Below are 22,690 nucleotides of genomic sequence, written 5' to 3' on the forward strand. Positions count from 1 at the left end.
CTAGTCCACGTCGATGCCGAAGTCCCGGACGAGTTCTTCCAGGCCGCCGGTATAGCCCTTGCCGCCGAGCACGAAGTCCCAGTCCCCGCTCGACCGTCGACGGAACGAGCCGAGTACGAGGGCGGTTTCGCGTGGCCGGCCGTCGGAGACGTCGAGTCGTCCCAGTTCGTTCAGTCCCGGGTCGCGCAGGCGGATGCAGGCGTCCGTGAAGCCGGAGAGATCCGCTCCGGGGTTCGCCTCCGGGTCGACGGCCGCTACGAGGACGAACCGGTCGGCCGCGTCCGGCAGGCTGTCGAAGGAGACACGGATCGCGGCCTTGTCAGGTGCCGTGGGTGCGAGGGCGCGGACCGAACCGTCCGCCGTCCGAGGGTTGTTGAAGAAGACGAAGTGTTCATCGCTGAGGACACGGTTGCCCTGACACACGAGGGCGCACACGTCCAGGACGACGCTTCCGGTCCACGACATGCCCAGGACGTTGTAGTCGTCGGGCAGCCGGGTGTCCGGGTCGGCGGACGGCACCGGCCGCGCCGGAGCCCGGCGGGCGGATTCGCCCAGGCGTCCCCGCAATCCATGGCGGTGCAACAGGTCGACAAGTTCGGTGCCCGAGATCAGTTCGAGCGGCTTTCCGTTGGCGAAGGCGTGCGAGCCGGGACCGAAACCCGACGTCGTCACGAGAACGCCCTTGTTGGCACCGGCGTCCTGGACGGTCCCGTACAGGTCGCGCACGGCGGTGGGCGGAACCGTGTTGCGGTAGCGCTTCACCTGGACGACGATCTTGCCGCCGCGGATCGGTGTCGGGTCCAGCGCGTCGACGTCGACGCCTCCGTCGTTGGAGCGTTGGGTGGTGACCGCCTGCATCCCCATGGCCCGGAAGAGATCGGCGACGAGGTTCTCGAAGAGGATCGGATCCATGTCGTACAGGTCGGGTTCCTCGTCGCCGCCGTGCGTGACGACGCGGTTGCCGACGTCCACGGGCAGGCGACTCGGGCGTACCGGCGACAACTGGTCGGGGCGAGCCGAGAGTTGGCCGCGCAGTGCGTCGGCCAGACAACTGCCCGCGTCCACCTGCGCAAGGTGCAGGTCGTGGAACGTCGAACGCGAGGCCATGACGGTGGCCAGGTAGATGTGTCCCGGTCGGCCCGTCGTGGGGTCGTGCCCGTCCACGAACCCGTTCAACGTCACCGAGTCGAGGGCGCCCGGCTCGTCCGCGGCGAAGAGCTGGTGCAGGACGAGCAGCGTGCACTGCGCGAGTACCTCTCGGTACAGGGCCCGGCACTGTCCCACCGGTCGGGGGGTCTCCTTGTCCTGGTCCGTCCCGGACACGTACCGGACGGACTTGACCTCGGGGATGATGCCGTAGGCGGGCAACTCCCAGTCCAGCACCAGTTGTCGGGCCGCCGGGTCGTAGGCGGCCACCACCTGACGTGGGAAATCCTCCGGCCACGAGGTGGAGGCGTAGAGAGCGCCCGAGAAGTACTCGACCACGGATTCGGGATCGCGGCGCCTCACGCCCTCGGTCACCTCGGCGATGCCGGCGTTGTGCCGACGCACCTCGGTCAGCTGGGCATCGGCCCACTGCTGGTACTCCCGCTGGTAGGCCGCCAGTTGCTGCTGTCGACGGGCTTCCGCCGCCTGCGCCGCCTGCCAGTCCCGCTCGAAGCGCGCCCGCGCTTCGGCCTGAGCCTGAGCCCGGCGACCGGCGGTCCACCCGCTCTGCGTCTGGTACTGACCGAAGTCCGGCATGGGCACGGGCTGCGCCAGCGTTCCCGGAGCGAAGGGCTGGACGTGCTCGGAGCGCAGGAGCGAGGAAGCCCTGAAGGCCGGAGCCCGACACCCCGAGGCGAGAAGGCCTTGCAGCGAAGCGACTTGTGCGTCCAGTTCCTCCGTACGACGCAGCGCTTCCGCCTGGCGGTACTCACGATGGCTCTGCGCGGCCTGGCGCTGATAGGCGCGCGCCTGCTGCATTTCCTGTCTCTGTCGTCTGGCTTCCGCCTGCATCTGGCGCTGCTGCTGCCGTTGCATTTCGGCCCAGACGCCGACAACGCCGGTGGAACGACGACTCATCAGGTGCTTGCCCTCCCCGAGGCGCTCCGGTTGTCCCCACAACCAGCTGTAACCAGACAACTCTACCCAGCAATTGCCGTGTCGCATATCCACTCGTCAAGGGCGGCCTCCGCGCCTGACCTCGTACGAACTCGCGTGCTACGACGGCCCGTTGGGCCCCGTCCGTGCGGTCTCGGGTGTGCCCGCGGGCGCAGCGGGCCGGTCCGCCGGTGACGGCTGCGGATCGGGTTCGGTCCGGTGGCCGCCGCGCAGCGCCGAGGCGACAGCAGATACCAGGGCCATGCCCGCGGCGACGCTGAAGACGATGGTCAGACCGTGGTGGAACGGGCCGGAGACCAGCCGGGGGAAGAACGTGTGGCCGGTCAGGACGGCGCGCTGGGCGGCGGTCACCCGGTCGAGGGTGCCGTCGGACGCGAGCAGGTGCTGGATGGGGTTGTTGCCGAGGAAGGTGGCGAACAGGGTGCTCACCGGCGGCAGCGACGCGGCCTGTTCGGCGGCGCCGGTCGGCACACCATGAGCCTGGAGCCCCTTGCCCAGCGTCGCGGGCAGCGAGGACGCGAGCCCGGACACCATCAGGGAGAAGAACACACCGATGGACAGAGCCGTACCGGAGTTCTGGAACGTGGAGCGCATGCCCGAGGCGACGCCCCGGTACTCGCTCGGCACGCTGCCCATGATGGACGAGGTGTTCGGCGCGGAGAACATGCCCTGGCCAAGCCCGTTGAGCAGCAGCAGCGCCGCGAACATCCCGTAGTCGAAGTCGATGGGCAGCGCGAGCAGGCCGAGGAAGGAGAGCGCCACGACGACCAGCCCGACCGTCGAGAACATCCGCGCGCCGAACCGGTCCGACAGATAGCCCGAGACGGGCCCGGCGATCAGGAAGCCGACCGTGAGCGGGAGCATGAAGATGCCCGCCCACAGCGGGGTGTCCTCGTAGTCGTAGCCGTGCAACGGCAGCCAGATCCCCTGCAACCAGATGATCAGCATGAACTGCAGCCCGCCCCGCGCGATCGCGGTCAACAGGGCGGCCAGGTTGCCCGCGGCGAAGGCGCGCACCTTGAACAGGGCCAGATTGAACATCGGTTCGGCGATGTGCGTCTCGACGTAGCAGAAGACCAGCAGCAGGACGACGCCGCCGATCAGGCCGCCGAGCACCCACGGGTTTCCCCAGCCGGTGGCGCTGCCGCCGTAGGGCTGGATGCCGTAGGTGATGCCCGCGAGGAGGATTCCGGCGCCCGCCGCGAAGGTGAGGTTGCCCAGCCAGTCGATGCGGCCGGGGCGGCCCGCCGAGGTCTCGCGCAGGCTTAGATACGACCAGATCGTGCCGGTGATGCTGATCGGCACGCTCACCCAGAACACCGCGCGCCAGTCGACGACGGCCAGCAGACCACCCGCGAGCAGGCCGAGGAACTGGCCGGCCAGCGCGGTGATCTGGTTGATGCCGAGCGCCATGCCGCGCTGCCGGGCGGGGAAGGCGTCGGTGAGGATGGCCGCCGAGTTGGCGGTGAGCATCGACCCGCCGAAAGCCTGCACGACACGCCACAGGATCAGCCACATCGCCCCCGCACCCGCGCGGAACGGGTCCAGGGACAGCGCGACGGACGCGCACGCGAAGATCAGGAAGCCGATGTTGTAGATCTTCACCCGGCCGAACATGTCCCCGAGCCGGCCGAGCACGACGACCAGCACCGCCGAGACCAGCAGATAGCCCAGGATCATCCAGAGCAGATAGCCGATGTTGCCCGGCGCGAGCGGATCGAGGCCGATACCGCGGAAGATCGCCGGCAGCGAGATGATCACGATCGAGGCGTCCATCGTGGCTATCAGCACGCCGAGGGTCGTGTTCGACAGCGCGACCCACTTGTAGTTCGGTCCGGGAGGCGTGTCCTTACGACGCCCCGAGCGCACGGCACTCGTCAAGGGCGGCCGAGCGCCGTCGCCGGGTATGTGCCCTGTCCCGCTCACAGTCGCTCCGCCAGTCGGTCGAGGAGGGGCAGGGCCGACGCGAGGGTCGCCCGCTCCTGGGCGGTGAACTCGTCGAGGACGGCCCCGAGCCGGTGCACGGAGGCGGAGCGCCGCTCGGCCAGCACGGCCCGTCCCTCGTCCGTGATCTCCAGAATGCTGCGCCGCCCGTCGGCCGGATCGGGGCTACGGCGGACCAGCCCGCGCTGTTCGAGCAGCGCGAGGGTGCTGGCCATGGCCTGCGGGCGGACCCGCTCCGCCTCGGCGAGCGACGTCGGCGACTCGGAGCCGTCACGGGCGAGCCGGGCCAGCACCGAGACTCCGGAGAGCGACACATCGCCCACGGCGTGCGCCTGGCGCAGGCGCCGCGTCAGCCGGCCCACCGCGAGCCGTAGCTCGGAGGCGAGACGCGTGGTGTCGTTCGGACTGTCCACCTTCATGGGTACTAACACTAGATTTATCAGCCTGGACTGCTCAACCAATTGTTAGTAAATCGAGCGAGGAGGTCGTCGATGGAGAGCGGACGCCCCGCGGGACTGTTCGTCGGGCTGTGCACCCTGGACGTCATCCAGCTCGTGGACCACGCCCCGGGCCCGAACGAGAAACTCACCGCCCGGGACCAGGTGGTCGCCGCGGGCGGCCCGGCGGCGAACGCGGCCGTGGCCTTCGGCCATCTCGGCGGTACGGCCACGCTGCTGACGGCGATCGGCCGCCACCCGTTGGGAGCCGGGGCGGCCTCCGACCTGAACGCGCTGGGCGTGACCGTGCGCGACCTGGCCGCCGACGCGACACACCCGCCCGCCGTCTCCACCGTCCTGGTGACCGCGTCCACCGGAGAACGCGCCGTCGCCTCGACCAACGCGACGTTGCACCGGCTCGCCCCTCCCGACGACCTCGACGCGCTGGTTGCGGCCTGCGACCTCGTCGAGTTCGACGGCCACCACATGGAACTCGCCATCGCGGCGGCCCGTTCGGCGCGTGCCGTCGGCCGCAAGACCCTTTTCGACGGCGGCAGTTGGAAGCCCGGCACCGAGAACCTGCTGCCGCTGCTCGACGTCGCCGTCTGCTCGGCCGACTTCCACCCGCCCGGCACCCGCACCCCGACGGACACGTTGCGCTTCCTGCGGGACCACGGGGTCGTCTGGTCGGCCGTGAGCGCGGGAGCGGACCCCATCGTCTGGGCGGGCCCGGGCGGCGAAGGCACGGTGGACGTGCCGTCGGTGAAGGTCGCGGACACGCTGGGCGCGGGCGACGTGCTGCACGGTGCCCTCGCCCATCACCTCGCACTCCAGGACCGCCTGACCTCGGCGGGTTTCGCCGAGGCGCTCCGCGCGGCCGCAGCCGTGGCCTCGCGGGCAACCGGCTCGTTCGGCACGCGAGCGTGGCTGCGGGAAGGGTGACCCGGGTCGACACGCCCGGACCTGAGAAGATCATCGGAAACGTACGCGTCACCGGACCGTACGAACCAGGGGTGGGAAACATGATTGTTGTACTGCTGCTCGGTGTCCTCGTGCTCCTCATCGGCGGGTGCGCCTGTGTGGTGTGGGCCGAGCGCGGCGGGCCCCGCTGGGCTCGTGTCATCGCGACCGTGACCCTCACTGCGAGCGAACTGCTGCGCAGCTCCGACAAGAAGCGGCGGCGGGGCCTGAACTCGGGCAACCAGGGCGACGACTAGTACCGCGACGGTCTTTGCTGTGACGTGGACGACGGCGCCCGCCGGAAGGCCGATTTCCCTCTGTCGGCCTTCCGGCGGGCGCGGAGATCCTCGAGGACTGCGACCGGCACTTCGATGCGGGACTGCCCCCGGCGGTCGCAGGGATCGAGGCGCGGTGCGGGGTCAGGTGATCAGACGACTTCCACTCCGTACCAGGCCAGTGCCTCGTTCACCGGCTGGTAGTAGCTGAAGCACGTGCTGCTGTTCCCTCCCGAAAGAATGCCGAGCGCGGCGTCGCCGGCAAAGAGGGGTCCACCGCTGTCGCCGCCCGCGCGGCAGATACTCGTCACGTCCATGCCTGTGATCTGGTGACCGTCGCTGTAGGTGATCGTCTGATTCTTGAATTCCACGGTGCCGCAGCCGTACTTGCTGGTGAACCCGGAGGCACAGACGCTTTCCCCGAGCGAGCTGTCGCGCGAGTAGGTGATGTCCTGGGCTTCGCCGTTCTGAGCCTCCACGTTCCCGTAGTAGGTCACCTCGCTGGTGTTATAGGCGCGGATCAGGCCAAAATCGTTCCCGTCCGAGAAGTAGTGCCCCGTCGTGTAGCCGATGTAGGTGCCGTCCGACTTGAACCAGTCGTTTCCTCCTTCAATGGTGCAATGTCCTGCGGTGAGGATCGATTTGTACTCGGGGTTGGCCTTGCTGCGTACGGTGAACCCGTACGAGCACGCGACCGTGCCGTTTTGGATGTAATCACCCCCGTTGATGGGAGATGTCGTTTCCGTGGTTTCTCCCGAGATGCGCACGATATGTGCGGCGTCGCCGTACGGTGCGATGAATTCACTCAGTTCGGTGAAGTCCGCGTCGCTGACGGTGCTGTCCGCGTGGATGAGCACCTGGTTGGCCGGGACGTCCACGCCCCACATCGTTCCGGGTGTTCTGAAGGTGTCGTCGAGCTTCTGCTTGATCGAGTCCAGGTATGCGGTGTCGTACGTGACCAACTCCGGGACGGCGCCGGCGTCCTTGACCGCTTCCGCGGCCTTGCTGTCGGTGACGGTGACGACGAATCTCTGTCTGTCGCGGTCGAGGTATATTCCAGCCGTGCGGGAGTCTCCCAGGCCGTCGGCTATTTTCTGCGACGCGGCACCGCTCGGCCCTGCTGCCACCGGAACGTCACGGGAAGGGTGATCTGCCTGCGTTTGGGCGTTCGCGTTCGGTGCGAATGTCATGAGGCCGGTGACGAGTGAGGCGAGTGCCAGAGCCCTGACGGCGGAAACAAGAGTTTTTCCGGTCACGCTTTCTGTCCTCCGGTTGTTGTCGAATCGGCTGCGGAGTGAGACCGCAGTTGATCAGCCGGAGGTGAATCTCCAATAGCGGAACGATGAATGCCGTTTTTTCGCTGTTTTCCTTCACCGCAGTGCCGGGATTCGACTTCGCCGCAAAGAAGTGAATTTCAGGGGTGTATGGAATGCGCCTTCTTTGTGCGCATTGCGTTCTGTCTCGTGCGGAACCAGCAAGGTCAGGTCGCCGCGACACGTGCCGAACCGGTCGGGGAACGCGCCGGGACGGAACCCTTCTCCGCACCCCAACATGCCTAGACTGAGCCGTCGTTGATCGTTTGACGGACGGTCTCAGGAGGACCACATGCCCCGCAACCCGTCTCGACGCACCGCTCTGCGCGGCCTGGTCGCAGGCTCAGCCGTGGTGATCGGCTTTGATCCCTTCTCCCGGAGCTGGGCGGTGACCAACTCCGGCGGAGAACTGAGCGGCATCCCGCACCTGGACGGGACGCTCCACACCGACGACGCCTCACTCACCGCCGACGCGGACGACTTCGGGCACATCGTGCACCGGCGTCCGGCCGCGGTGCTGCGGCCCGGCTCCGTGCGGGACGTCGTCGCGATGGTGCGGTTCTGCAATCTGCACGGGCTCCGCGTGGCCCCGCGCGGACAGGGCCACGGGACGAACGGGCAGGCGCAGGTCGAGGGCGGCCTGATCATCGAGACCGAGCCGCTCGCCTCCATCGGCCCGGTACGGACGGGCAGTTCACGCGTCACGGTCGGCGCGGGCGCGAAGTGGAGCGACGTCGCCAAGGCCACCCTCGCCCACGGTCTGACACCGCCCGTCTTCACCGACTACCTCGAACTCTCCGTCGGCGGCACCCTCTCCGTCGGCGGCCTGGGCGGCCAGAGCCACCAGCAGGGAGCGCAGGTGGACAACGTCCTGGAACTCGAAGTCGTCACCGGAGCAGGGGAGTTGCTCCGCTGCTCCCCGACCCGCCACCCCGGCCTCTTCCGCGCCGTGCTCGCCGGCCTGGGCCAGTGCGCGGTGATCGTCGGCGCCACCCTGCGCCTGGTCCCGGCCCCGGAGACCGTACGGCACTACCTCCTGCCGTACGACGACCTCCAGACCTTCCTCGACGATCAGCGACTCCTCGCCACCGAGGGGCGTTTCGCCTACCTGGAGGGCCAGGTCGGCGCGGACACCGCCGGAGCCTTCAACCAGTTCGCCATCGAGGCCGTCGCCTACGGGCCGCCGGTGGGGGACACCCCCGACGACACCGCTCTCCTGCGAGGCCTGCGCCACGTCGCGTCCGGCGCCCAGATCACCGACCTCGGCTACTACGACTTCCTCGACCGGCTCGCCGCCTCCGTCGCCGCCCTGAAGGAAGCGGGTCTGTGGGCCTACGCCCACCCCTGGCTCAACGTGGTCATCCCGGGCCGCAGAACCGCAGACGTGGCGGGCACCTTGCTGGACGCACTCACCCCGGCCGACCTCGGACCCGGCGTCGTCCTCCTGTACCCCCTGCTGCGGGAGCACCTCCACGCCCCGCTGCTGCGCATGCCCGACGACCCGATGCCCTACCTTTTCGCGGTCCTCCGCGCCGCGCCGCCGGAGGACACGGCGACCGTGCAACGACTGCTGAGCGCCAACCGGTCCGCGTACGAGACCGTCGAGGCGGCCGGCGGCACCCAGTACCCGGTCGGTTCGATCCCCTTCCGACACGCCGACTGGAAGCGGCACTTCGGGCCGGTCTGGCACCGGTTCGCCGAGGCCAGGAAGACGTACGACCCGAAGGGCATTCTGGTTCCGGGGCAGGGCATCTTCTGACCGCCGCCGCCCTAGGACTGGTCCGGTGGCAGCTCCGCCGGCGCGTCGCGCAACGCGGCGCGGGAGGCCACCCCCAGTTTCGGGAAGAGCTGACGCAGATGGGCGGCGACCGTACGCGGCGAGAGGAACAGGCGTTCCGCGATCTGCTTGTTGGTGAGACCGGCCGCCGCCAGGAGCGCGATCTCCCGTTGCTGGGGTGTCAGTGACGCCGGGCCGGTGACCCCGGCGGCGCCGACGGACAGGCCGGTCGCCCGCAACTCGTTGCCCGCCCGGGCGGTCCAGGGGGCGGGCGCCGAGGCGTTCGAACGTGTCGATGGCGTCGGCGAGTTGGGTGCGCGCCTCCGTCGTGGACTTCACCCGGCGGAGGCGTTCGCCGTAGGCGAGACGGACCCGGGCCAGTTCGAAGGGCCAGCGGTCGGTGCCGGGTACGGCGAGCGCCTCCTCGAACAGGTCGAGCGCTTCATGGTCTACGGCCGCGATGGCCGCCGACGCCTTCACGAGCAGGGCGAGCCGTGGCGAGATCGCGGCGATGCCGGCCTCATGTGCCGCCGCCGCATGGGCCGTTGCCTCCGAGGCACGGCCCGTTCTGACCGCCGCCTCGACGAGATCCATGACGACGAACAGCGCCGGCGGGACGTGCGAGGCGAGTTCCCCCGCGCGGCTGATGGCGCACGCGTGCCGGTACGCGTCCTCGAAGCGGCCCTGGCCGAGCGCGGCGAGCGCCCTCGCGTGCGAGGCGCACGACAGGTAGGAGCCGACCCCGCGCGGTGTCGCCCACAGGGTCATCTCGTCCGTCAGGGCACGGGTGGCGGACTCGTCGCCGCGGGCCGCGGCGACCAACGCGCGCTGGTACAGGAACTCAGTCGACAGCAACTGGTAGCTGTGGGCCTCGCCCAGGTCCCGGCCCTGCGCGGCCTGCGCCTCCAACTCGTCCCACTCGCCCGACGCGAAATGGTCCCGGCCCAGATACACCAGCCCCTGGATCTCCACGGTGAGCGAGCTGTTGTCCCGCCCGTCGCGCAGCACGCGCCGCAGCGCCGTCCGGCACGCCGGCAACCGGTCGACGTAGAGGGAGGTCATGGCGAGCCGGATGACCCGGACCGGATCGGCCTCCCGGTCGAGCGCGGCGATGGCCTCGTCGAGCCTCCCGAGCGCGGGCGGTGCCGTGCGCGCCGGGTCGGCCATCGTGCTGAGGGTCAGGGCGAGTTGCTCCGGGACCTCCGGTTTCAGCAGGCCGAGCGCGCGGTGCAGCGGCTTCCACAGCTCCGTGCGCTGACTGCTCCGGCACAGCCGGGCGAGGGTGTACAGCGCGTCGATCATGGTGGGATCGGTGGCGTCGTACGGCTGGTGCTGCATGTCGATCGCGCCGACGAGCAGCCGGTGCGCGGTGTCGAGGTCGCCCTCGCCGCTGAGGAGGATGTGGTGGGCCGCCGCGACGGCCGCGACGGGCTGGGTGCAGACCGCCGTGCTCAACTCCCGGGAATCCTGGTCGGTTTCGCCGGTCTCCCGATGAGAGCCGCGGTCGGTGGTCGGTGGTACCTCGATCACGGCCACTCCGGAACAGGCTCCGACGACCCTCCGTGGTGTGCCTGATCAGTGCGCCTCCTCGTGTCGGCGTCGCAGCGGAGCCTTCCCGCCGCCCGCCGCGGTGGTGCCGCGCGCCGCGGCGCGGGCCGGGCCGTCGGGGATCGTGAAGGCGAAGACGGCGGTCGCCGCGGCGAGGGCGGCCAGCGTGAAGTAGGCGTGCTGGTAGGCGGAGATGGGCGGATTCGCCGCGGCCGCCGTGGGCGTGCTCAGGACCAGGGCCGTGGTCACCGCCGCCGGTGCGAAGGCGCCCCCGGTCTGCCGTACGACCGTGTTGAGGGTGGAGGCCTGGGCCAGGTCCTTGCGGGAGAGGGTCGCCAGGGAGGCCACCGTGGTCGGCATGAAGACGCCGCCCATGCCGACGCCCAGCAGGAACATGTAGCCGCGGAAGGTCCACAGGCTCGTGTCCTGGTCGCAGGTGGCGAGGAGCAGCAGGACCGCGCTCACCATCGCCAGTCCGCTGCCGATGATGATCCGGGGGCCGACCCTGGAGTAGAGGATCCCGGCGATCTGGACGGTCAGCAGGACGCCGAAGGCCTCGGGGAACGTGCTCGTGCCGGACTCCAGCGCGGAACGGCCCTGACCCTGCTGGAGGAAGAGCGGGCCGAGGTACATCGCGCCGAGGATCGGCACCAGGCCCACCAGATTGATCAGATTGGTGTCCCGGAAGAGCCGGTCCGCGAAGAGACGGAGCTTCAACAGGGGCTCGGAGACACGTAGTTCGAAGACGACGGCGGCGGCGAGCAGGACCGCGCCCAGGACGAGGGCGGTGACGACGGAGGGGGAGGACCAGCCGCGGTTGGGACCCTCGCTGACGCCGAACATCACACCGCCCAGCGCCGCCGCGCTCAACAGCAGCCCGGTGAGGTCGAAGCGGCCGGGCCGGTGGCCGCGGTGCCCGGCGAGGAACAGCGCCCCGAACAGTACGGCGGGCAGACCGAGCGGCAGGTTGACGTAGAACACCCAGCGCCAGGACAGATGGTCCACCAGCAGCCCGCCGAGCATGGGGGCGACGGCCGGGGCGATCTGCTGCGGGATGATCATGTACCGCGAGATCCGCACCTGCTCCCAGGAGTTGAAGGTGCTGTAGAGCAGTGACGACGCGGCCGGGAACAGCACTCCGGCGGACAGGCCCTGCACCGCGCGGGAGGCGACGAGCTGACCGAGGTCGGCCGCCGCGCCGCACAGCAGCGACGAGGTGAGGAAGGCGCCGAGGGCGGTGAGCAGCACGTGTTTGGCGCCGAACCGTTCGACCAGCCAGGCGGAGGCGGGGATGGCCATGGCCAGGCAGACCGGGTAGACCACGACGACCCCGTCCAGGGCGGCCGTCGTCAGGTGGAACTGGCGGGCGATCGACGGGAGCGCCACGGTCGTGATCGCACCGTCGACGATCGCTATGAACGTCACGCAGACGCACATGACGGGGACGACCAGCCGCTGACCGGGGCGGAGGCGGCGCGGTATTCGGGGGACGAGCGGGACACGGGGAGCACGGGGGACGGGAAGGCGTCGGAACGGCAGCACATGCTGAGCATACTCACTATGTGAGTGCTCATTGCTGTCGGCCGGCTCGTACAATCGGTCCTCACCACGGAACGGGGAACGCCATGGCAGTGCACGGCAGCAGCGACATCCTGGTCGACGAGCTCTACGAGACGACGCACCAGTTGCGCCAGTTCGTCGAGACCCGGCTGCGGGCGGGCGGGGCCTCGGTCGCGCGGCTGCGTGCCCTGCGGATGCTCGCGCTGTCCGAACGGCCCCTCCGCATGCGGGACTTGAGCGAGATGACCGGCGTCGCGGCACGGACCACGACCAGCATCGTCGACAGCCTGGAACGCGACGGGCTGGTGGAGCGCCTACGCCATCCCGACGACCGCCGCGCGTTCCTGCTGCGCCTCACCGACAAGGGCCGGGAGTGCCACCGCGAGGCGGAAGAGGTCGACGGCCTCGCACTCGCGGAGGCGACGGCCGAGCTGGACGCGGAGGACCGGGCGCAGTTGCGGACCCTGCTGGCGCGTATCCGCAAGGCGACTTCCTGACGCCGGTTCGCGAGGCGCGGGCAGCGGTTCCGTCGCGGAGCCGGCGGCCGATCCGTGCGGTAGCGGCGTGGCGCGGGCCAGGGGCACACCGCGTGACCTGGCCCGCGCCGCCGCACTCCTTGTGTCCGGTGTGACGTCCACGCAGTGGAACCCCGTGCGGGAGCCGGTGTTTCCTACACGGGCGTATGGCCCTCCAGGTAGGTGTGCACGGGTCCCGGCAACCCGGCCGCGAGGGCGTCGGCGAACGAGGCCCAGCGCACTTGGCCCGCGGTGAGTTGGGCCTCGCCCGACGGGTCGTCGCTCAGGAGTTGGCACACCACGGCCGGCCCGCCTCCGGACTCGGCTCCCAGAAGGCTTGTGCCGTCCACGAGATAGCCGGTGAGTTCGTACACCACCCGCGCGGCGGTGGCCTGCGCCGTCTCGGCCTCCTCGGGGACGCCGGACGGCAGGCTCCACCCGCCCTGCTCGTCCACCAGCAGCAGACGTCCGTCGTTCAAGACGACCGCGTCCACCGCGCCCTCGACGGCCTCGGCGGCCTGTTCCAACGTCATGTCCCAACTGTCCTCTCACACAAGGAGCGACCGCCCGTCCGGCCACGTCCGAGCCCCTTTCCTACCCGGGACGCACCGGTTCACGCGATACGCACCCACCCGGTGGCTGCCCGCAGGATTCGGGCCGCATCTCTTCCTGCGGGCGAGGGGGACTGACGGACGGGAACCGCGACCCCCCTCCAAGCGTTCCCCCCTTGCGCAGGAGTGGTGACGCCCCGTCAAGGATGGTGCCAGATGGACCCGGTGTCGGTAGGACTGCTCGCGTCGCTCGCCGGCGGTGCGGGCGGCGAGGTGGGACGACAGGTGTGGACGGGCCTCACGACTCTCGTACGGAGACCGTTCCACCGTGGCGACGACAGCCCGGGCGGGCCGATTCCGGGCGAGGACGAACTGGCGCGCCTGCGGCAGGCCCCCGGTGACGGGACCCGGGCCCACGCGCTGAGCACGGCCCTGGCCGTACGCGCGGCACTGGACCCCGACTTCGCCACCGCCCTCGCCGCCTGGCACGAACAGGCGAAGCTGGTCCGCACCGGCGACGGTTCGGTCAACAACTCGATCAGCGGCGGCAGTTACTACGCCCCGGTCCTCATGGGCCGCGACTTCCCGAACGCCACCGTCACCCCCGCACCGCCACCACGGCCCGGCGAGCCGGACGCGGGGGAGTGACGACCGCCGCCTGAGGGCACTGCCGTCAGCGCCCTCCCTTTCGGCCAGGGCGGCCTCGCATCAGGACATAGCCGACAACACGGCCCGACCCCGACCTACGTTGGGCCCATGATCCGCAGCTCCTCGTCCACCCGCCCCCTGCCACCCACGACACCCGGCACGGCACGTCCACCCCTCAGCCCCAGTTGGTTCGCGGCCGTGATGGGTACCGGCATCGTCGCCAACGCGGCGGCGACCCTGCCCCGGAGCCTCCCCGGACTGGGGACCGCCGCCACCGTCGTCTGGGTGGGTGCCGTACTGCTGCTGGTCGTGCTGGCCGTCCGCTGCCTCCGGGACCGGGCGCTGCGGTCGCACGCGGCCGATCCGGTCGTGGCCCAGTTCTTCGGCGCACCGCCGATGGCACTGCTCACGGTCGGCGCCGGGACGCTGCTGCTCGGCCGCAGGGTGATCGGGCTCGACGCCGCGCTGGACGTGGACCGGGTGCTGTGGTCGCTCGGCACCGTCCTCGGCCTCGCCACCGCCTGCGCGGTGCCGTATCTGATGATCACCCGGCACCGTTTCGCCCCGGACGCGGCCTTCGGCGGCTGGCTGATGCCGATCGTGCCGCCGATGGTCTCCGCCGCGACCGGCGCCCTGCTCGTCCCCCACACCCCGCCCGGCCAACTCCGGCTCGCCCTCCTCCTCGCCTGCTACGCGATGCTCGGCCTCGGCCTCGTCGCCGCCCTCCTGGTCCTGACCATGCTCTACGGCCGCCTCGTGCACCACGACGCACCCACCGGCGCGATGGTGCCCACGGTATGGATCGGCCTCGGGGCCCTGGGCCAGGCGGTGACGGCACTCGGCGCCCTGGCCGCGGCCGCACCGAGCGCACTGCCCGCGCTCTACGCCCGGGGCGCCGAAGCCCTCGCGCTGCTGGGCGGCGTCCTGGTCTGGGGCTTCGCCCTGCTGTGGCTGGCGCTCGCCGTCGCCCTGACCGCACGGACGATCCGTGCCGGGCTGCCGTTCGCGCCCACGTGGTGGTCGTTCATCTTCCCGTTCGGCGCGCTGGTGACCGCGACCAGCGCCCTCGCGGCCCGCACGGACTCGGTGCTCTTCGTGTGGCCCGCCCTCGTGTTCTACGCGCTGCTCGTCCTGGCCTGGATCGTCGTGACCGGCCGCTCCCTGCGCCACGCCACCACCCGGCGGATCGCCCCTCAGACAGCACGAGAGCTGAGCAACTCCCCAGCCTGATCGGGCTAGTTGACGGGTCCCTTGCGCAGTGCCGCGAGGCGGGCCATCTGCTCGCCCATGCCCCGGGTCCCGGCGAGCGGGGTGAGGGCGTGCGGCCAGACGGAGCGGACCAGGCGGACATGCCGTGCGCCACCGAGGGCGACGACCGGGTCGAGATGCACGATGCCCCGCAACGTCGCCTGTTCCAGAACGAGTCGGGGCGTCACGGAGTCCGTCGTACCGTGCGGGGTGTCGTACGGCTCGACGACGTCGTCGAGGTCGAGCAGGCCGTAGCGCGCGGAGAGGATCAGCAGTCGGTCGGGGCGCAGCGCCTCGGCCGCCCCGCGGCACGCGCGGTGGTACGAGCCGATGTACAGGTCCGCCGCCCGTGCGGCCCGGTCCAACTTGCGGCTGCCGCACGGGATGACGACGAGTTCCGGATTGACGAGGTCGAGATGGTCGTACGCGGTCATGCCTGTCCGTCCTGTTCTGTTTCTTCTTCTCTTTTTTCGCCGTTCGCGCCCGTACGGCCGACACCGGTCGTCCGGAAACTGGTCCGGAACGCACCCGGCGTCACCCCCAACTGCCGTACGAAAGCCCTGCGGAGCGACTCGGCCGAGCCGAATCCGGTGTGGCGCGCCACCACCGGCAGCGGGTCGTCACCGGTCTCCAGCAGCACCTGGGCGGCCTCCAGCCGGACCTGTTCCACATACCGGGCCGGGGTGGTGCCCACCTCTTCGTCGAAGAGTCGGCTCATGTGGCGGACGCTGAGGCCGGCGCGGCGGGACATGGCGGCCAGGGTGTGCGGGGCGCCGGGGTTCTCGGCGACCGCGTCCAGCACTCCGCGGAGCGTCTCCTGCCGGGAGTGCGGGACCTGGGAGCGGACGCTGAACTGGGACTGTCCGCCCGGCCGTTGCATGAAGACGACCATGTCCTTGGCGACCGCCCGGGCCACCCGCGCACCCCAGTGCTCCTCGACGAGCGCCAGGGACAGGTCGATCCCGGCGCTGACACCCGCCGAGGTCATCATCGGCCCGTCCCGCACGAAGACGGCGTCCGGTTCGACCCGTACCGACGGGAAACGCACGGCCAGTTGGCGTGACTGGCGCCAGTGCGTCACGGCGCGCCGCCCGCGCAGCAGCCCGGCGGCGGCCAGCAGGAATGCGCCGGTGCACACCGACGCCGTACACCGCGCCAGACCGTGCAGTCTCCGGACGGCCCCGAGGAGCGCGTCGTCCTTGAGTAGCGTCTCCCATTCCGGACCGCCCGGGACCACCAGTACGTCGTAGGGCTCACGCACGTCGTCGACGCGGACGTCGGCGCTGATCCGGGTACCTGCGGAGGTGATCACGGCCGCCCCGTCCTCGGACGCGATCCGTACGCGGTAGCGTCCGCCGAAGTCGTTGGCCGAGGTGAACACCTCGATCGGGCCGGTCACATCGAGCAGCCGCACACCCGGGAAGACGAGCACGGTGACGGTGAGGGGGCCCGCTCCGGGACGGTTGTGGTTCATCGCACGCCCAGGATGCGTCAGTGACCGGCGCCGATGCCATGACCGGCTTCCTCCCTGCTGGGAGGTGCTGCCTCCCAGCAGGGTGCGGCCGTCGTCGTGGGCCCAACTAGGCGGCGGGCAGGCCTGGTTGACCGACGACCGGCAGTCGCAGTGACGTGTGCGCCAGATCGAGGGTGATCGTCGGCCGGTCGGCCGCGCGGTCGGCGAAGCCCCGGTCGGTGCCCGCGACGATCAGGGCCAGCCGGTGCCCGGCCGGGACGACGTGGTCGACGCTCGCGAGCGTGAGGGTGAGGGAGTACGGCTTGCCGGGCGTGAGCGGGTGGACCGTGTGCGGGTCGGCGGCGGTGCCGAGCGCGGCCCAGTCCCGGCTGAAGACGGTGCTCGTGACGTGCGTGGTGTCGGCCGCCGTCTTCTTGTAACAGGCGCTGTCCTGCGCCGAGTTCTCGCCCCAGCAGGACGCTCCGGAGACCGTGGAGATGCCCAGTCCGGCCGGGTCGTAGTCGCGGATGGTGGCCGGGCCCAGATCGACGAGGACCGCCGACAGGTTCGCGGTCGCGGTCGTCGAGGTGGCGGTGACGGTCACCTGCGCCGCCCCGGAGACGTGCAGCGGCTTGGTGAGGGGCCCGGTGACGAAGCCCGCCTTCTCCCCGGTCGACCGGTCGATGTGCGCGGCCCAGTCGATCTCGGACCTGTCCGTGGCGTCGGTGAAGGTCTCGGTCCCGCTTCCGGGCTTCGTGCCGAGCGTGCCGACGCCCGCCCGCGCGCCCTGAACGGGGTGCAGAGTGACGGGAGTTGTGGACTTCGGCGGCCAGACGGCGTCCGTGGTCCAGTGGTCCGGGGTCCGCTCGATGTCGGCCATCGGCGCGCGGTCGATCCCGTTGTCGTAGCCCAGGAGCGCATGGTCGAACCAGTGGTGCAGGGTGTTCACCCACTGCGTACGGCGGTAGTCGAAGGGGTCGACGTGCCCGGTCTGCGAGAGCCAGATCTTGCGTTCGACGCCGTTCTTCGCGAGGGCGTCCCACCACTGGCCGACGTTCTTGGTGCGGACGGTGAGGTCCTGCTGACCGTGCACGACGAAGACGCTCGCCCTCACCTTCCTCGCGTCCGCCACATAGTCCCGCTCGGTCCAGACCGACGACCAGTCACCGGACTTGACGACGGCCGGATCGCCGAGCGGCTTGTTCACGGCGGCGCAGCGGGCGCCGACGGCATCGCTCTCGACCGTGCGGATCAGGGCACCGGGCGTCGGCGCGCTGCCGACCAGCCCGGCTCCCTGGGAGGAGTAGGCGTCGTACCAGGAGGAGATGGAGCTGATCGGCACGATCGTCTTCAGGCCCCGCACACCGGTCGCGGCGACCCCGTTGGCGACGGAACCGTCCCAACTCTTGCCGATCATCCCGGTGTTGCCGCTCGTCCAGCCGGCCTTGGCGGCCGTGGTGCCGGTGTGCGTGGTGTAGGCGTGGGCGCGGCCGTTGAGCCAGTCGACGACGGTCTTCGTGGACTGGATGTCGATGGGTCCGCCCGCGTCCGTGCAGCCGTCGGAGCGGCCGGTGCCGGGGAGGTCGACGGCTACGAAGGCGTAGCCGCGCGGGACGAAGTAGTTGTCGTAGAAGAGCGGGAAGCCGGTCGGCCGGCCCTTGGCGTCGTAGGTCTTCTTCTGGTTCTCGTTGCCGCGGCCGCAGCAGGAGTAGTAGGGGCTGGCCTCCATGATGACCGGTATCTTCCGGCCCTTGGCGGCGGGTTCGGCGGGACGCACGATGTCGACGGCCACGCGGTCGCTCTTGCCGTCACGGTCCTCGTCGCGCCCGGTGTCGACCCAGACGGTCTCCCGGACTGCCTTCTTGTACGAGTAGACCGGTTTGCTCTCCCCGCCAGGGCCCGTCGGTCTGGATGCCGCCGACGATGCTGCCGGGCCGATCCCCTGGGAGACCGCAGGGCCGGCCGAGGACGAACAGCCGACCAGCAGGGCGGCGACGACGGTCGTGAGGAGCGACGGCATGACGAACGGCCGTCGGGGACGGTGTTCGTGAGCGGGGGACGAGGGCGCGGAGTGGTTGGTGTGCACGAACAGCTAACGGGGTGGCCGTCGGGGGAGGTTGTCACGACGGACTCTTCCCTCAGGACGGTCGCCCGCCGAACTGCCAGGTGTGGACCTCGATTTCGGCATACCGGTCCTGTGTCAGCACGGCGCGTGCCGTCTCCTGGTCCGCTGCCCGGACCAGGGCCGCCGTACCCAGCCACGCGGCACCGTCGTCGGACAACAGCGGCCCGTACGCGATCAGTTCGTCGCGATCGGGCGGCACCGACAGGTCCACCGGCTGCCCGGCGCCGAGGCCGAGCACCAGGTACCGGTGGCCGCCGGTCCGACCGCCGGGGAAGTCCCACATGGTGCGGCCCAGCATGTTGCGCCAGCGCCGCAGCAGGACGTCCCGGTACACGCCCGCCTGGTAGTTGGGCTCGTCGAAGGCGAACGCGCGGGCGGCGGCCGGATCGGGCAGCTCGAGGATGTGCACGCTTCCGGTGGGGGTCTCGCCGTCGTCGGCGAGGGTCGGGCCCCGGGCGATCAGCTCCTTCGCGTACCGGTCCATGTAGGACCAGTGCTCTTCCACCAGGTCGTCGCGCAGGGCGAGGGAGCCGGTCCGGTCGCGGTGGTAGCAGAGGAACTCCATGCCCAGAGGATCTCTCGCCGCGTGGCACCGGGGCGAAGGGTTTCCCCGGACCGGCCCCGATCAGGCCGGGGTGATCACGAAGCGGCTGCGCCCGTTCCCGTGTCAGCGCCGGCATCGCGCTCGCAGATCGTGAGGAAGTCGATGAGCGCCGCGTTCACCTCGGCGGGGCGTTCCTGCTGGGTCCAGTGGCCGCAGGCGGCCAGTTCGATGGGCGGGCGCACCAGGTTGGGCATGAGGTTCGGCAGCTGGTCGATGAGGTCGCGGGTACCGGGGAAGGCGGGCACGAGGTCGCGGTCGCCGAAGATGTACAGGGCGGGCCGGGTGACGACGGCGTTGTTCCACGGCGCGGTCAGGTCCCAGTTGCGGTCGAGGTTGCGGTACCAGTTCAGGGCGCCGGTGAAGCCCTTGGAGAAACTCTCGGTGAGCGCGTCGAGATCGTCCTCGGTGAGCCACTCCGGCAGCACCTCGGGGTCCTCCATGGCCGCGAGCCAGCCCTTCTCGGGGTCGACGAGCGGCTGCATGATCTCGCCGGAGGGAGACGCGGAGGCGGAGGCGGAGTAGAGGAACCTGCGCAGCGTGGTGCGGGTCTCCCGGCCGAACTCGGCGTCGGCGACCCCGGGTCGGTCGAAGTAGTTCCAGTAGAAGCGGCCCTCGAAGATCTCCTGCATCATCGCCAACGGACGCCGCGTCCCCCGGAAGGGCGGCGGCACGCTCAGCCCGGCCACCCCGAGCACCAGGTCCGGCCGGAGCAACGCGGTGTGCCAGGCGACCGGCGCGCCCCAGTCGTGCCCGACGACGTACGCCTTCTCCTCGCCCAACTCCTGTATCAGGCCGACGACATCGCCGACCAGGTGCAGGATGGTGTACGCGTCGACCTCGTCCGGATGATCGCTGCTTCCGTATCCCCGCTGGTCGGGCACGACCACCCGGAACCCCGCGTCGGCCAGCGGGCCGATCTGGCGGTGCCAGGAGTGCCATGACTCCGGGAAGCCGTGCAGGAGGACCACGAGCGGGCCCTCGCCCTGCTCGGCGATGTGCAGCCGGATGCCGTTCACGTCCACGAATTGATGCGTAACCATGCGAACGAGGCTACGTGTTGTGCCTGGTGAGACGTGTGGTGGGTTGCGGTCTAACGACCGGGAGGCTGCCCGTCGTCGTCCTGCTCCTGGTACGAGTAGCGCTGCTCTTTCCAGGGGTCGGCGATGGTGTGATAGCCGCGTTCCTCCCAGAACCCGCGCCGGTCCTCGGTGAGGTACTCGATGGCGCGCAGCCACTTGGGGCTCTTGTAGCCGTAGAGATGCGGCACGACCAGGCGCAGCGGGAAGCCGTGTTCGGCGGTGAGGGGCTCGCCGTTGTGGTGGGTGGTGAGCAGGGTCTGCGGGGCGGCGAAGTCGGCGAGGCGGAGGTTGGTGGAGTAGCCGTACTCCGCCCAGGCCATGACATGCGTGACCTCCGGCGCGGGCGGCACCAGCTCCAGGACGGCGGTCGCGGGGATGCCGTACCACTCGTGGTCGGTGGAGGTCGGGCCGGACGCGCAGTGCAGATCGGCGACGACCGTGACATGCGGCAGGGGAGCGAGTTCGTCGAACGTCCAGAGGTGCTCGGCACCGTCGGCGGTGGCGCCGTGGACGCGCAGGTTCCAGCGCTCGGGGCGGAAACGGGGGACGGGCCCGTAGTGGGAGACCGGCCATCCGTGCACAAGACGCTGCCCGGGCGGGACGGGCCGGGAGGCGTCGGCGGTGGCCTCGGCCGTGTCCTGTCGGTCGCTCGCCACGGGTGACGTCCCTTCTTCGCTGGTCTCGGGGTCACTGCTGCCTTCCCGAGCAGCGTAGGCGCTCACGCGGAACGGGGCCGACGGCGGGTCCCGCTCCGCGTCCGCGCGCCGCCGCGCAGGGAAATGTCGGCTACGGCGCCCCGGCCCGGCCCGCGTCAGACGGTCGCCAGGGACACCTCGGTCGACTTGATCAGCGCGACGACCGGCGAACCGGTCCGCAGCCCCAGGTCGCCGACCGCGTCCTTGGTGATCGCGGCGGTCAGCTCGCCCCCGTCGACCGTGACCTTGACGACGGCCATCGCCCCGCCGGTGGCGACATCGCTGACGGTGCCGGGCAACTGGTTGCGGATGGACAGCCCCGCCACCCGGCTCGTGGCGAGCGCGACCTCGGTGGACTTCATCATGGCGCGCACGGCCGTGCCCTCGGTGAGCCCCAGGTCCTTCACGGCCTCCAGCGTGATCGCCGCGGTGAGGTCCTGGCCGCCGTCGAGACGCACCTTCACGGTCGCCATCACCGCACCGGGCGTGACGGCCGTGACGGTGCCGGGGATCTGGTTGCGGATGCTCAAGCTCATGACAGAACGCCTCACAGAGAAAGGTCTGGATTGCCGGATTTATCACCGACTGTGGGTCCACAAGCTAGCGGCTCCGGCCACGCCCGTCACCGACCCCGTCGTATCTGCCACCTGGGAGTTCGCCGCTTCCTGGCACATGAGAGAAACCTCCTGGGCCGCCCCCTCCCACCGGAATCCCATTGCCGACGACGATCTACCTGGCTAGGTTCGCCCCATGGCTGATGACGAACCCACGCGGGCCGCACGCCTGCTCGACGCCCAGGCCAAGGCCGCGCGGCTCTTCGCGGAGATCGAGGCGCGCGGGCTCGTCGCGCCCGGCGCGGGGGAGCGGGCCGTCAGCGACCGGATCCGTGACCTGGCGAACGAGATGTTCGGCACGACAAGGCACTGGCACAAGCGGATCATCCGCTCGGGACCTAACACGCTCGCGCCGTACAAGGAGAACCCGCCGGACCGGGTGATCGGCGCGGACGACATCGTGTTCGCCGACTTCGGTCCGATCTTCGAGGAGTACGAGGCCGACTTCGGCCGCACCTTCGTCCTGGGCGACGACCCGGTCAAACACCGACTGCGCGACGACCTCCCCGAGGTGTTCGCGGCCGGCCGCCGCTTCTTCGAGAACACCCCGGACATCACCGGCGCACGCCTCTACAGCGAGGTCGCCCGCCTTGCCGAGAAGGCGGGTTGGGAACTCGGCGGCTGGCACGCCGGGCACCTCGTGGGCGAGTTCCCGCACGAGACGATCGAGGGCGCCCACGTCGAGTCGTACATCACCCCCGAGAACGACACACCACTGCGCCGCACCGACAAGGCCGGCCGTGACTGCCACTGGATCCTGGAGATCCATCTCATCGACCGCGAACGGGAGTTCGGCGGATTCCACGAGGAACTCCTCACCCTCTGACGCGGGTTCGGGTCCCGAACCCCGGCCGCGAGGGTCAGCCTTCGGTCTTGCCCAAGCGGTACTTCAGGTGGGTGGCGAGGGGTGTCTCGACCACCCTGACCGGCTCGACGCGGCGTGGTCCCGGGCCCGGTCCTTCGAAGAGGCGCAGTCCCGCGCCGAGGAGTGCGGGGACCACATGCAGTTGGAGTTCGTCGATGAGGCCCTCGGCGAGGTACTGCCGCACCGTGCTCGCGCCGCCCGCGATGTCGATGTTGCGGTCACCGGCGACCGCCTTCGCCCGGTCGAGCGCGCTGTGGATGCCGTCGGTGACGAACGTGAAGGTCGTGCCGCCCTCTTTGGCGAGGGTCGGGCGGGGGCGGTGGGTGAGGACGAAGACCGGGGTCCGGAAGGGCGGGTCGGCGCCCCAGAACTCCTC

The 22,690-nt window shown here is 70.4% G+C and carries 23 protein-coding genes; 8 read left to right on the forward strand and 15 right to left on the reverse strand.

Annotation, left to right across the window (positions count from 1 at the left end; genetic code table 11):
* From JHN63_RS21015 to JHN63_RS21025, 3 genes are all read right to left on the reverse strand, one after another.
* Window positions 1-2,064: a restriction endonuclease gene (locus JHN63_RS21015; protein WP_200682654.1), complete on the reverse strand. Its 2,064-nt coding sequence runs from the start codon at window positions 2,062-2,064 to the stop codon at window positions 1-3.
* Between the two features lie 138 nt (window positions 2,065-2,202).
* Window positions 2,203-3,984 carry an MFS transporter gene (locus JHN63_RS21020; protein ID WP_267953790.1) on the reverse strand — a complete coding sequence of 594 codons (1,782 nt, stop codon included), beginning with the start codon at window positions 3,982-3,984 and terminating at the stop codon, window positions 2,203-2,205.
* Window positions 3,985-4,025: 41 nt separating this feature from the next.
* A complete protein-coding gene (locus JHN63_RS21025) occupies window positions 4,026-4,466 on the reverse strand; it encodes a MarR family winged helix-turn-helix transcriptional regulator (RefSeq protein WP_200682656.1) in 441 nt (146 codons plus the stop codon).
* 72 nt (window positions 4,467-4,538) lie between these two features.
* Between JHN63_RS21025 and JHN63_RS21030 the strand changes: the two genes are divergently transcribed.
* Entirely contained in the window at window positions 4,539-5,426 is an 888-nt protein-coding gene (locus tag JHN63_RS21030) for a PfkB family carbohydrate kinase (protein ID WP_200682657.1), read from the forward strand.
* A gap of 80 nt (window positions 5,427-5,506) precedes the next feature.
* Entirely contained in the window at window positions 5,507-5,701 is a 195-nt protein-coding gene (locus JHN63_RS21035; RefSeq protein ID WP_200682658.1) for a hypothetical protein, read from the forward strand.
* A 170-nt stretch (window positions 5,702-5,871) separates the two neighbouring features.
* On the opposite strand, the gene JHN63_RS21040 is transcribed toward JHN63_RS21035, so the two are convergent.
* The gene (locus tag JHN63_RS21040) at window positions 5,872-6,975 is read right to left on the reverse strand and encodes a S1 family peptidase (protein ID WP_200682659.1); all 1,104 of its coding nucleotides are present in this window, start codon (window positions 6,973-6,975) and stop codon (window positions 5,872-5,874) included.
* Window positions 6,976-7,324: 349 nt separating this feature from the next.
* Here JHN63_RS21040 and JHN63_RS21045 point away from each other — a divergent pair, with 349 nt between their 5' ends.
* Complete coding sequence (locus JHN63_RS21045; RefSeq protein ID WP_200682660.1) at window positions 7,325-8,791, forward strand: FAD-binding protein; 1,467 nt, start codon at window positions 7,325-7,327, stop codon at window positions 8,789-8,791.
* Window positions 8,792-8,802: 11 nt separating this feature from the next.
* Here JHN63_RS21045 and JHN63_RS52845 read toward each other — a convergent pair whose 3' ends face one another.
* A complete protein-coding gene (locus tag JHN63_RS52845) occupies window positions 8,803-9,048 on the reverse strand; it encodes a helix-turn-helix transcriptional regulator (RefSeq protein ID WP_234477469.1) in 246 nt (81 codons plus the stop codon).
* A 70-nt stretch (window positions 9,049-9,118) separates the two neighbouring features.
* Between JHN63_RS52845 and JHN63_RS54315 the strand changes: the two genes are divergently transcribed.
* The gene (locus JHN63_RS54315) at window positions 9,119-10,384 is read left to right on the forward strand and encodes a hypothetical protein (RefSeq protein ID WP_307781939.1); all 1,266 of its coding nucleotides are present in this window, start codon (window positions 9,119-9,121) and stop codon (window positions 10,382-10,384) included.
* On the opposite strand, the gene JHN63_RS21055 is transcribed toward JHN63_RS54315, so the two are convergent.
* A complete protein-coding gene (locus JHN63_RS21055; RefSeq protein ID WP_200682675.1) occupies window positions 10,385-11,794 on the reverse strand; it encodes a DHA2 family efflux MFS transporter permease subunit in 1,410 nt (469 codons plus the stop codon). It abuts the gene before it with no gap.
* Between the two features lie 188 nt (window positions 11,795-11,982).
* Here JHN63_RS21055 and JHN63_RS21060 point away from each other — a divergent pair, with 188 nt between their 5' ends.
* Window positions 11,983-12,414, forward strand: a complete 432-nt coding sequence (locus JHN63_RS21060; RefSeq protein WP_200682661.1) for a MarR family winged helix-turn-helix transcriptional regulator — start codon at window positions 11,983-11,985, stop codon at window positions 12,412-12,414.
* Window positions 12,415-12,587: 173 nt separating this feature from the next.
* On the opposite strand, the gene JHN63_RS21065 is transcribed toward JHN63_RS21060, so the two are convergent.
* Window positions 12,588-12,965 (reverse strand): NUDIX domain-containing protein, encoded by a 378-nt coding sequence (locus tag JHN63_RS21065; protein ID WP_200682662.1) that lies wholly within the window; start codon window positions 12,963-12,965, stop codon window positions 12,588-12,590.
* Window positions 12,966-13,199: 234 nt separating this feature from the next.
* Between JHN63_RS21065 and JHN63_RS21070 the strand changes: the two genes are divergently transcribed.
* Both JHN63_RS21070 and JHN63_RS21075 read left to right on the forward strand, forming a co-directional pair.
* Complete coding sequence (locus JHN63_RS21070; RefSeq protein ID WP_200682663.1) at window positions 13,200-13,631, forward strand: hypothetical protein; 432 nt, start codon at window positions 13,200-13,202, stop codon at window positions 13,629-13,631.
* A 108-nt stretch (window positions 13,632-13,739) separates the two neighbouring features.
* On the forward strand, window positions 13,740-14,861 hold the full coding sequence (locus JHN63_RS21075; protein ID WP_200682664.1) for a TDT family transporter: 1,122 nt from the start codon (window positions 13,740-13,742) through the stop codon (window positions 14,859-14,861).
* Window positions 14,862-14,866: 5 nt separating this feature from the next.
* On the opposite strand, the gene JHN63_RS21080 is transcribed toward JHN63_RS21075, so the two are convergent.
* The 7 genes from JHN63_RS21080 to JHN63_RS21110 form a co-directional block, all read right to left on the reverse strand.
* Window positions 14,867-15,313 carry a DUF6884 domain-containing protein gene (locus JHN63_RS21080; protein WP_200682665.1) on the reverse strand — a complete coding sequence of 149 codons (447 nt, stop codon included), beginning with the start codon at window positions 15,311-15,313 and terminating at the stop codon, window positions 14,867-14,869.
* Window positions 15,310-16,353, reverse strand: a complete 1,044-nt coding sequence (locus tag JHN63_RS21085; protein WP_200682666.1) for a GlxA family transcriptional regulator — start codon at window positions 16,351-16,353, stop codon at window positions 15,310-15,312. The genes JHN63_RS21080 and JHN63_RS21085 overlap by 4 nt, the downstream gene beginning before the upstream one ends.
* A gap of 106 nt (window positions 16,354-16,459) precedes the next feature.
* Window positions 16,460-18,352, reverse strand: coding sequence for a Xaa-Pro dipeptidyl-peptidase (locus JHN63_RS21090; RefSeq protein WP_200682667.1), 1,893 nt, complete (start codon window positions 18,350-18,352; stop codon window positions 16,460-16,462).
* A 118-nt stretch (window positions 18,353-18,470) separates the two neighbouring features.
* Window positions 18,471-19,022, reverse strand: coding sequence for a YciI family protein (locus JHN63_RS21095; protein ID WP_200682668.1), 552 nt, complete (start codon window positions 19,020-19,022; stop codon window positions 18,471-18,473).
* Between the two features lie 74 nt (window positions 19,023-19,096).
* Window positions 19,097-20,101, reverse strand: a complete 1,005-nt coding sequence (locus tag JHN63_RS21100; RefSeq protein WP_200682669.1) for an alpha/beta fold hydrolase — start codon at window positions 20,099-20,101, stop codon at window positions 19,097-19,099.
* A 50-nt stretch (window positions 20,102-20,151) separates the two neighbouring features.
* Entirely contained in the window at window positions 20,152-20,796 is a 645-nt protein-coding gene (locus JHN63_RS21105) for a molybdopterin-dependent oxidoreductase (RefSeq protein WP_200682670.1), read from the reverse strand.
* 155 nt (window positions 20,797-20,951) lie between these two features.
* Window positions 20,952-21,371 (reverse strand): molybdopterin-binding protein, encoded by a 420-nt coding sequence (locus JHN63_RS21110; RefSeq protein ID WP_200682671.1) that lies wholly within the window; start codon window positions 21,369-21,371, stop codon window positions 20,952-20,954.
* A gap of 214 nt (window positions 21,372-21,585) precedes the next feature.
* Here JHN63_RS21110 and JHN63_RS21115 point away from each other — a divergent pair, with 214 nt between their 5' ends.
* Window positions 21,586-22,275, forward strand: a complete 690-nt coding sequence (locus tag JHN63_RS21115) for a M24 family metallopeptidase (protein WP_200682672.1) — start codon at window positions 21,586-21,588, stop codon at window positions 22,273-22,275.
* A 34-nt stretch (window positions 22,276-22,309) separates the two neighbouring features.
* On the opposite strand, the gene JHN63_RS21120 is transcribed toward JHN63_RS21115, so the two are convergent.
* Window positions 22,310-22,690 (reverse strand): dihydrofolate reductase family protein (locus tag JHN63_RS21120; protein ID WP_200682673.1); only part of this gene is annotated, 381 nt, incomplete at its 5' end.

It is taken from the genome of Streptomyces sp. MBT65 (genome assembly GCF_016612545.1).
GTDB lineage: Bacteria > Actinomycetota > Actinomycetes > Streptomycetales > Streptomycetaceae > Streptomyces.

What these genes read in the sequence shown, in the direction of transcription:
- JHN63_RS21030 (WP_200682657.1), top strand. Translation starts at nt 4,539, where the DNA reads ATGGAGAGCGGACGCCCCGCGGGACTGTTCGTCGGGCTGTGCACCCTG.
- JHN63_RS21045 (WP_200682660.1), top strand. Translation starts at nt 7,325, where the DNA reads ATGCCCCGCAACCCGTCTCGACGCACCGCTCTGCGCGGCCTGGTCGCA.
- JHN63_RS21085 (WP_200682666.1), bottom strand. Translation starts at nt 16,353, where the DNA reads ATGAACCACAACCGTCCCGGAGCGGGCCCCCTCACCGTCACCGTGCTC.
- JHN63_RS21055 (WP_200682675.1), bottom strand. Translation starts at nt 11,794, where the DNA reads ATGTGCGTCTGCGTGACGTTCATAGCGATCGTCGACGGTGCGATCACG.
- JHN63_RS21035 (WP_200682658.1), top strand. Translation starts at nt 5,507, where the DNA reads ATGATTGTTGTACTGCTGCTCGGTGTCCTCGTGCTCCTCATCGGCGGG.
- JHN63_RS21095 (WP_200682668.1), bottom strand. Translation starts at nt 19,022, where the DNA reads ATGGAGTTCCTCTGCTACCACCGCGACCGGACCGGCTCCCTCGCCCTG.
- JHN63_RS21080 (WP_200682665.1), bottom strand. Translation starts at nt 15,313, where the DNA reads ATGACCGCGTACGACCATCTCGACCTCGTCAATCCGGAACTCGTCGTC.
- JHN63_RS21060 (WP_200682661.1), top strand. Translation starts at nt 11,983, where the DNA reads ATGGCAGTGCACGGCAGCAGCGACATCCTGGTCGACGAGCTCTACGAG.
- JHN63_RS21075 (WP_200682664.1), top strand. Translation starts at nt 13,740, where the DNA reads ATGATCCGCAGCTCCTCGTCCACCCGCCCCCTGCCACCCACGACACCC.
- JHN63_RS21065 (WP_200682662.1), bottom strand. Translation starts at nt 12,965, where the DNA reads ATGACGTTGGAACAGGCCGCCGAGGCCGTCGAGGGCGCGGTGGACGCG.
- JHN63_RS21110 (WP_200682671.1), bottom strand. Translation starts at nt 21,371, where the DNA reads ATGAGCTTGAGCATCCGCAACCAGATCCCCGGCACCGTCACGGCCGTC.
- JHN63_RS21015 (WP_200682654.1), bottom strand. Translation starts at nt 2,064, where the DNA reads ATGAGTCGTCGTTCCACCGGCGTTGTCGGCGTCTGGGCCGAAATGCAA.
- JHN63_RS21025 (WP_200682656.1), bottom strand. Translation starts at nt 4,466, where the DNA reads ATGAAGGTGGACAGTCCGAACGACACCACGCGTCTCGCCTCCGAGCTA.
- JHN63_RS21070 (WP_200682663.1), top strand. Translation starts at nt 13,200, where the DNA reads ATGGACCCGGTGTCGGTAGGACTGCTCGCGTCGCTCGCCGGCGGTGCG.
- JHN63_RS21100 (WP_200682669.1), bottom strand. Translation starts at nt 20,101, where the DNA reads ATGGTTACGCATCAATTCGTGGACGTGAACGGCATCCGGCTGCACATC.
- JHN63_RS21090 (WP_200682667.1), bottom strand. Translation starts at nt 18,352, where the DNA reads ATGCCGTCGCTCCTCACGACCGTCGTCGCCGCCCTGCTGGTCGGCTGT.
- JHN63_RS21115 (WP_200682672.1), top strand. Translation starts at nt 21,586, where the DNA reads ATGGCTGATGACGAACCCACGCGGGCCGCACGCCTGCTCGACGCCCAG.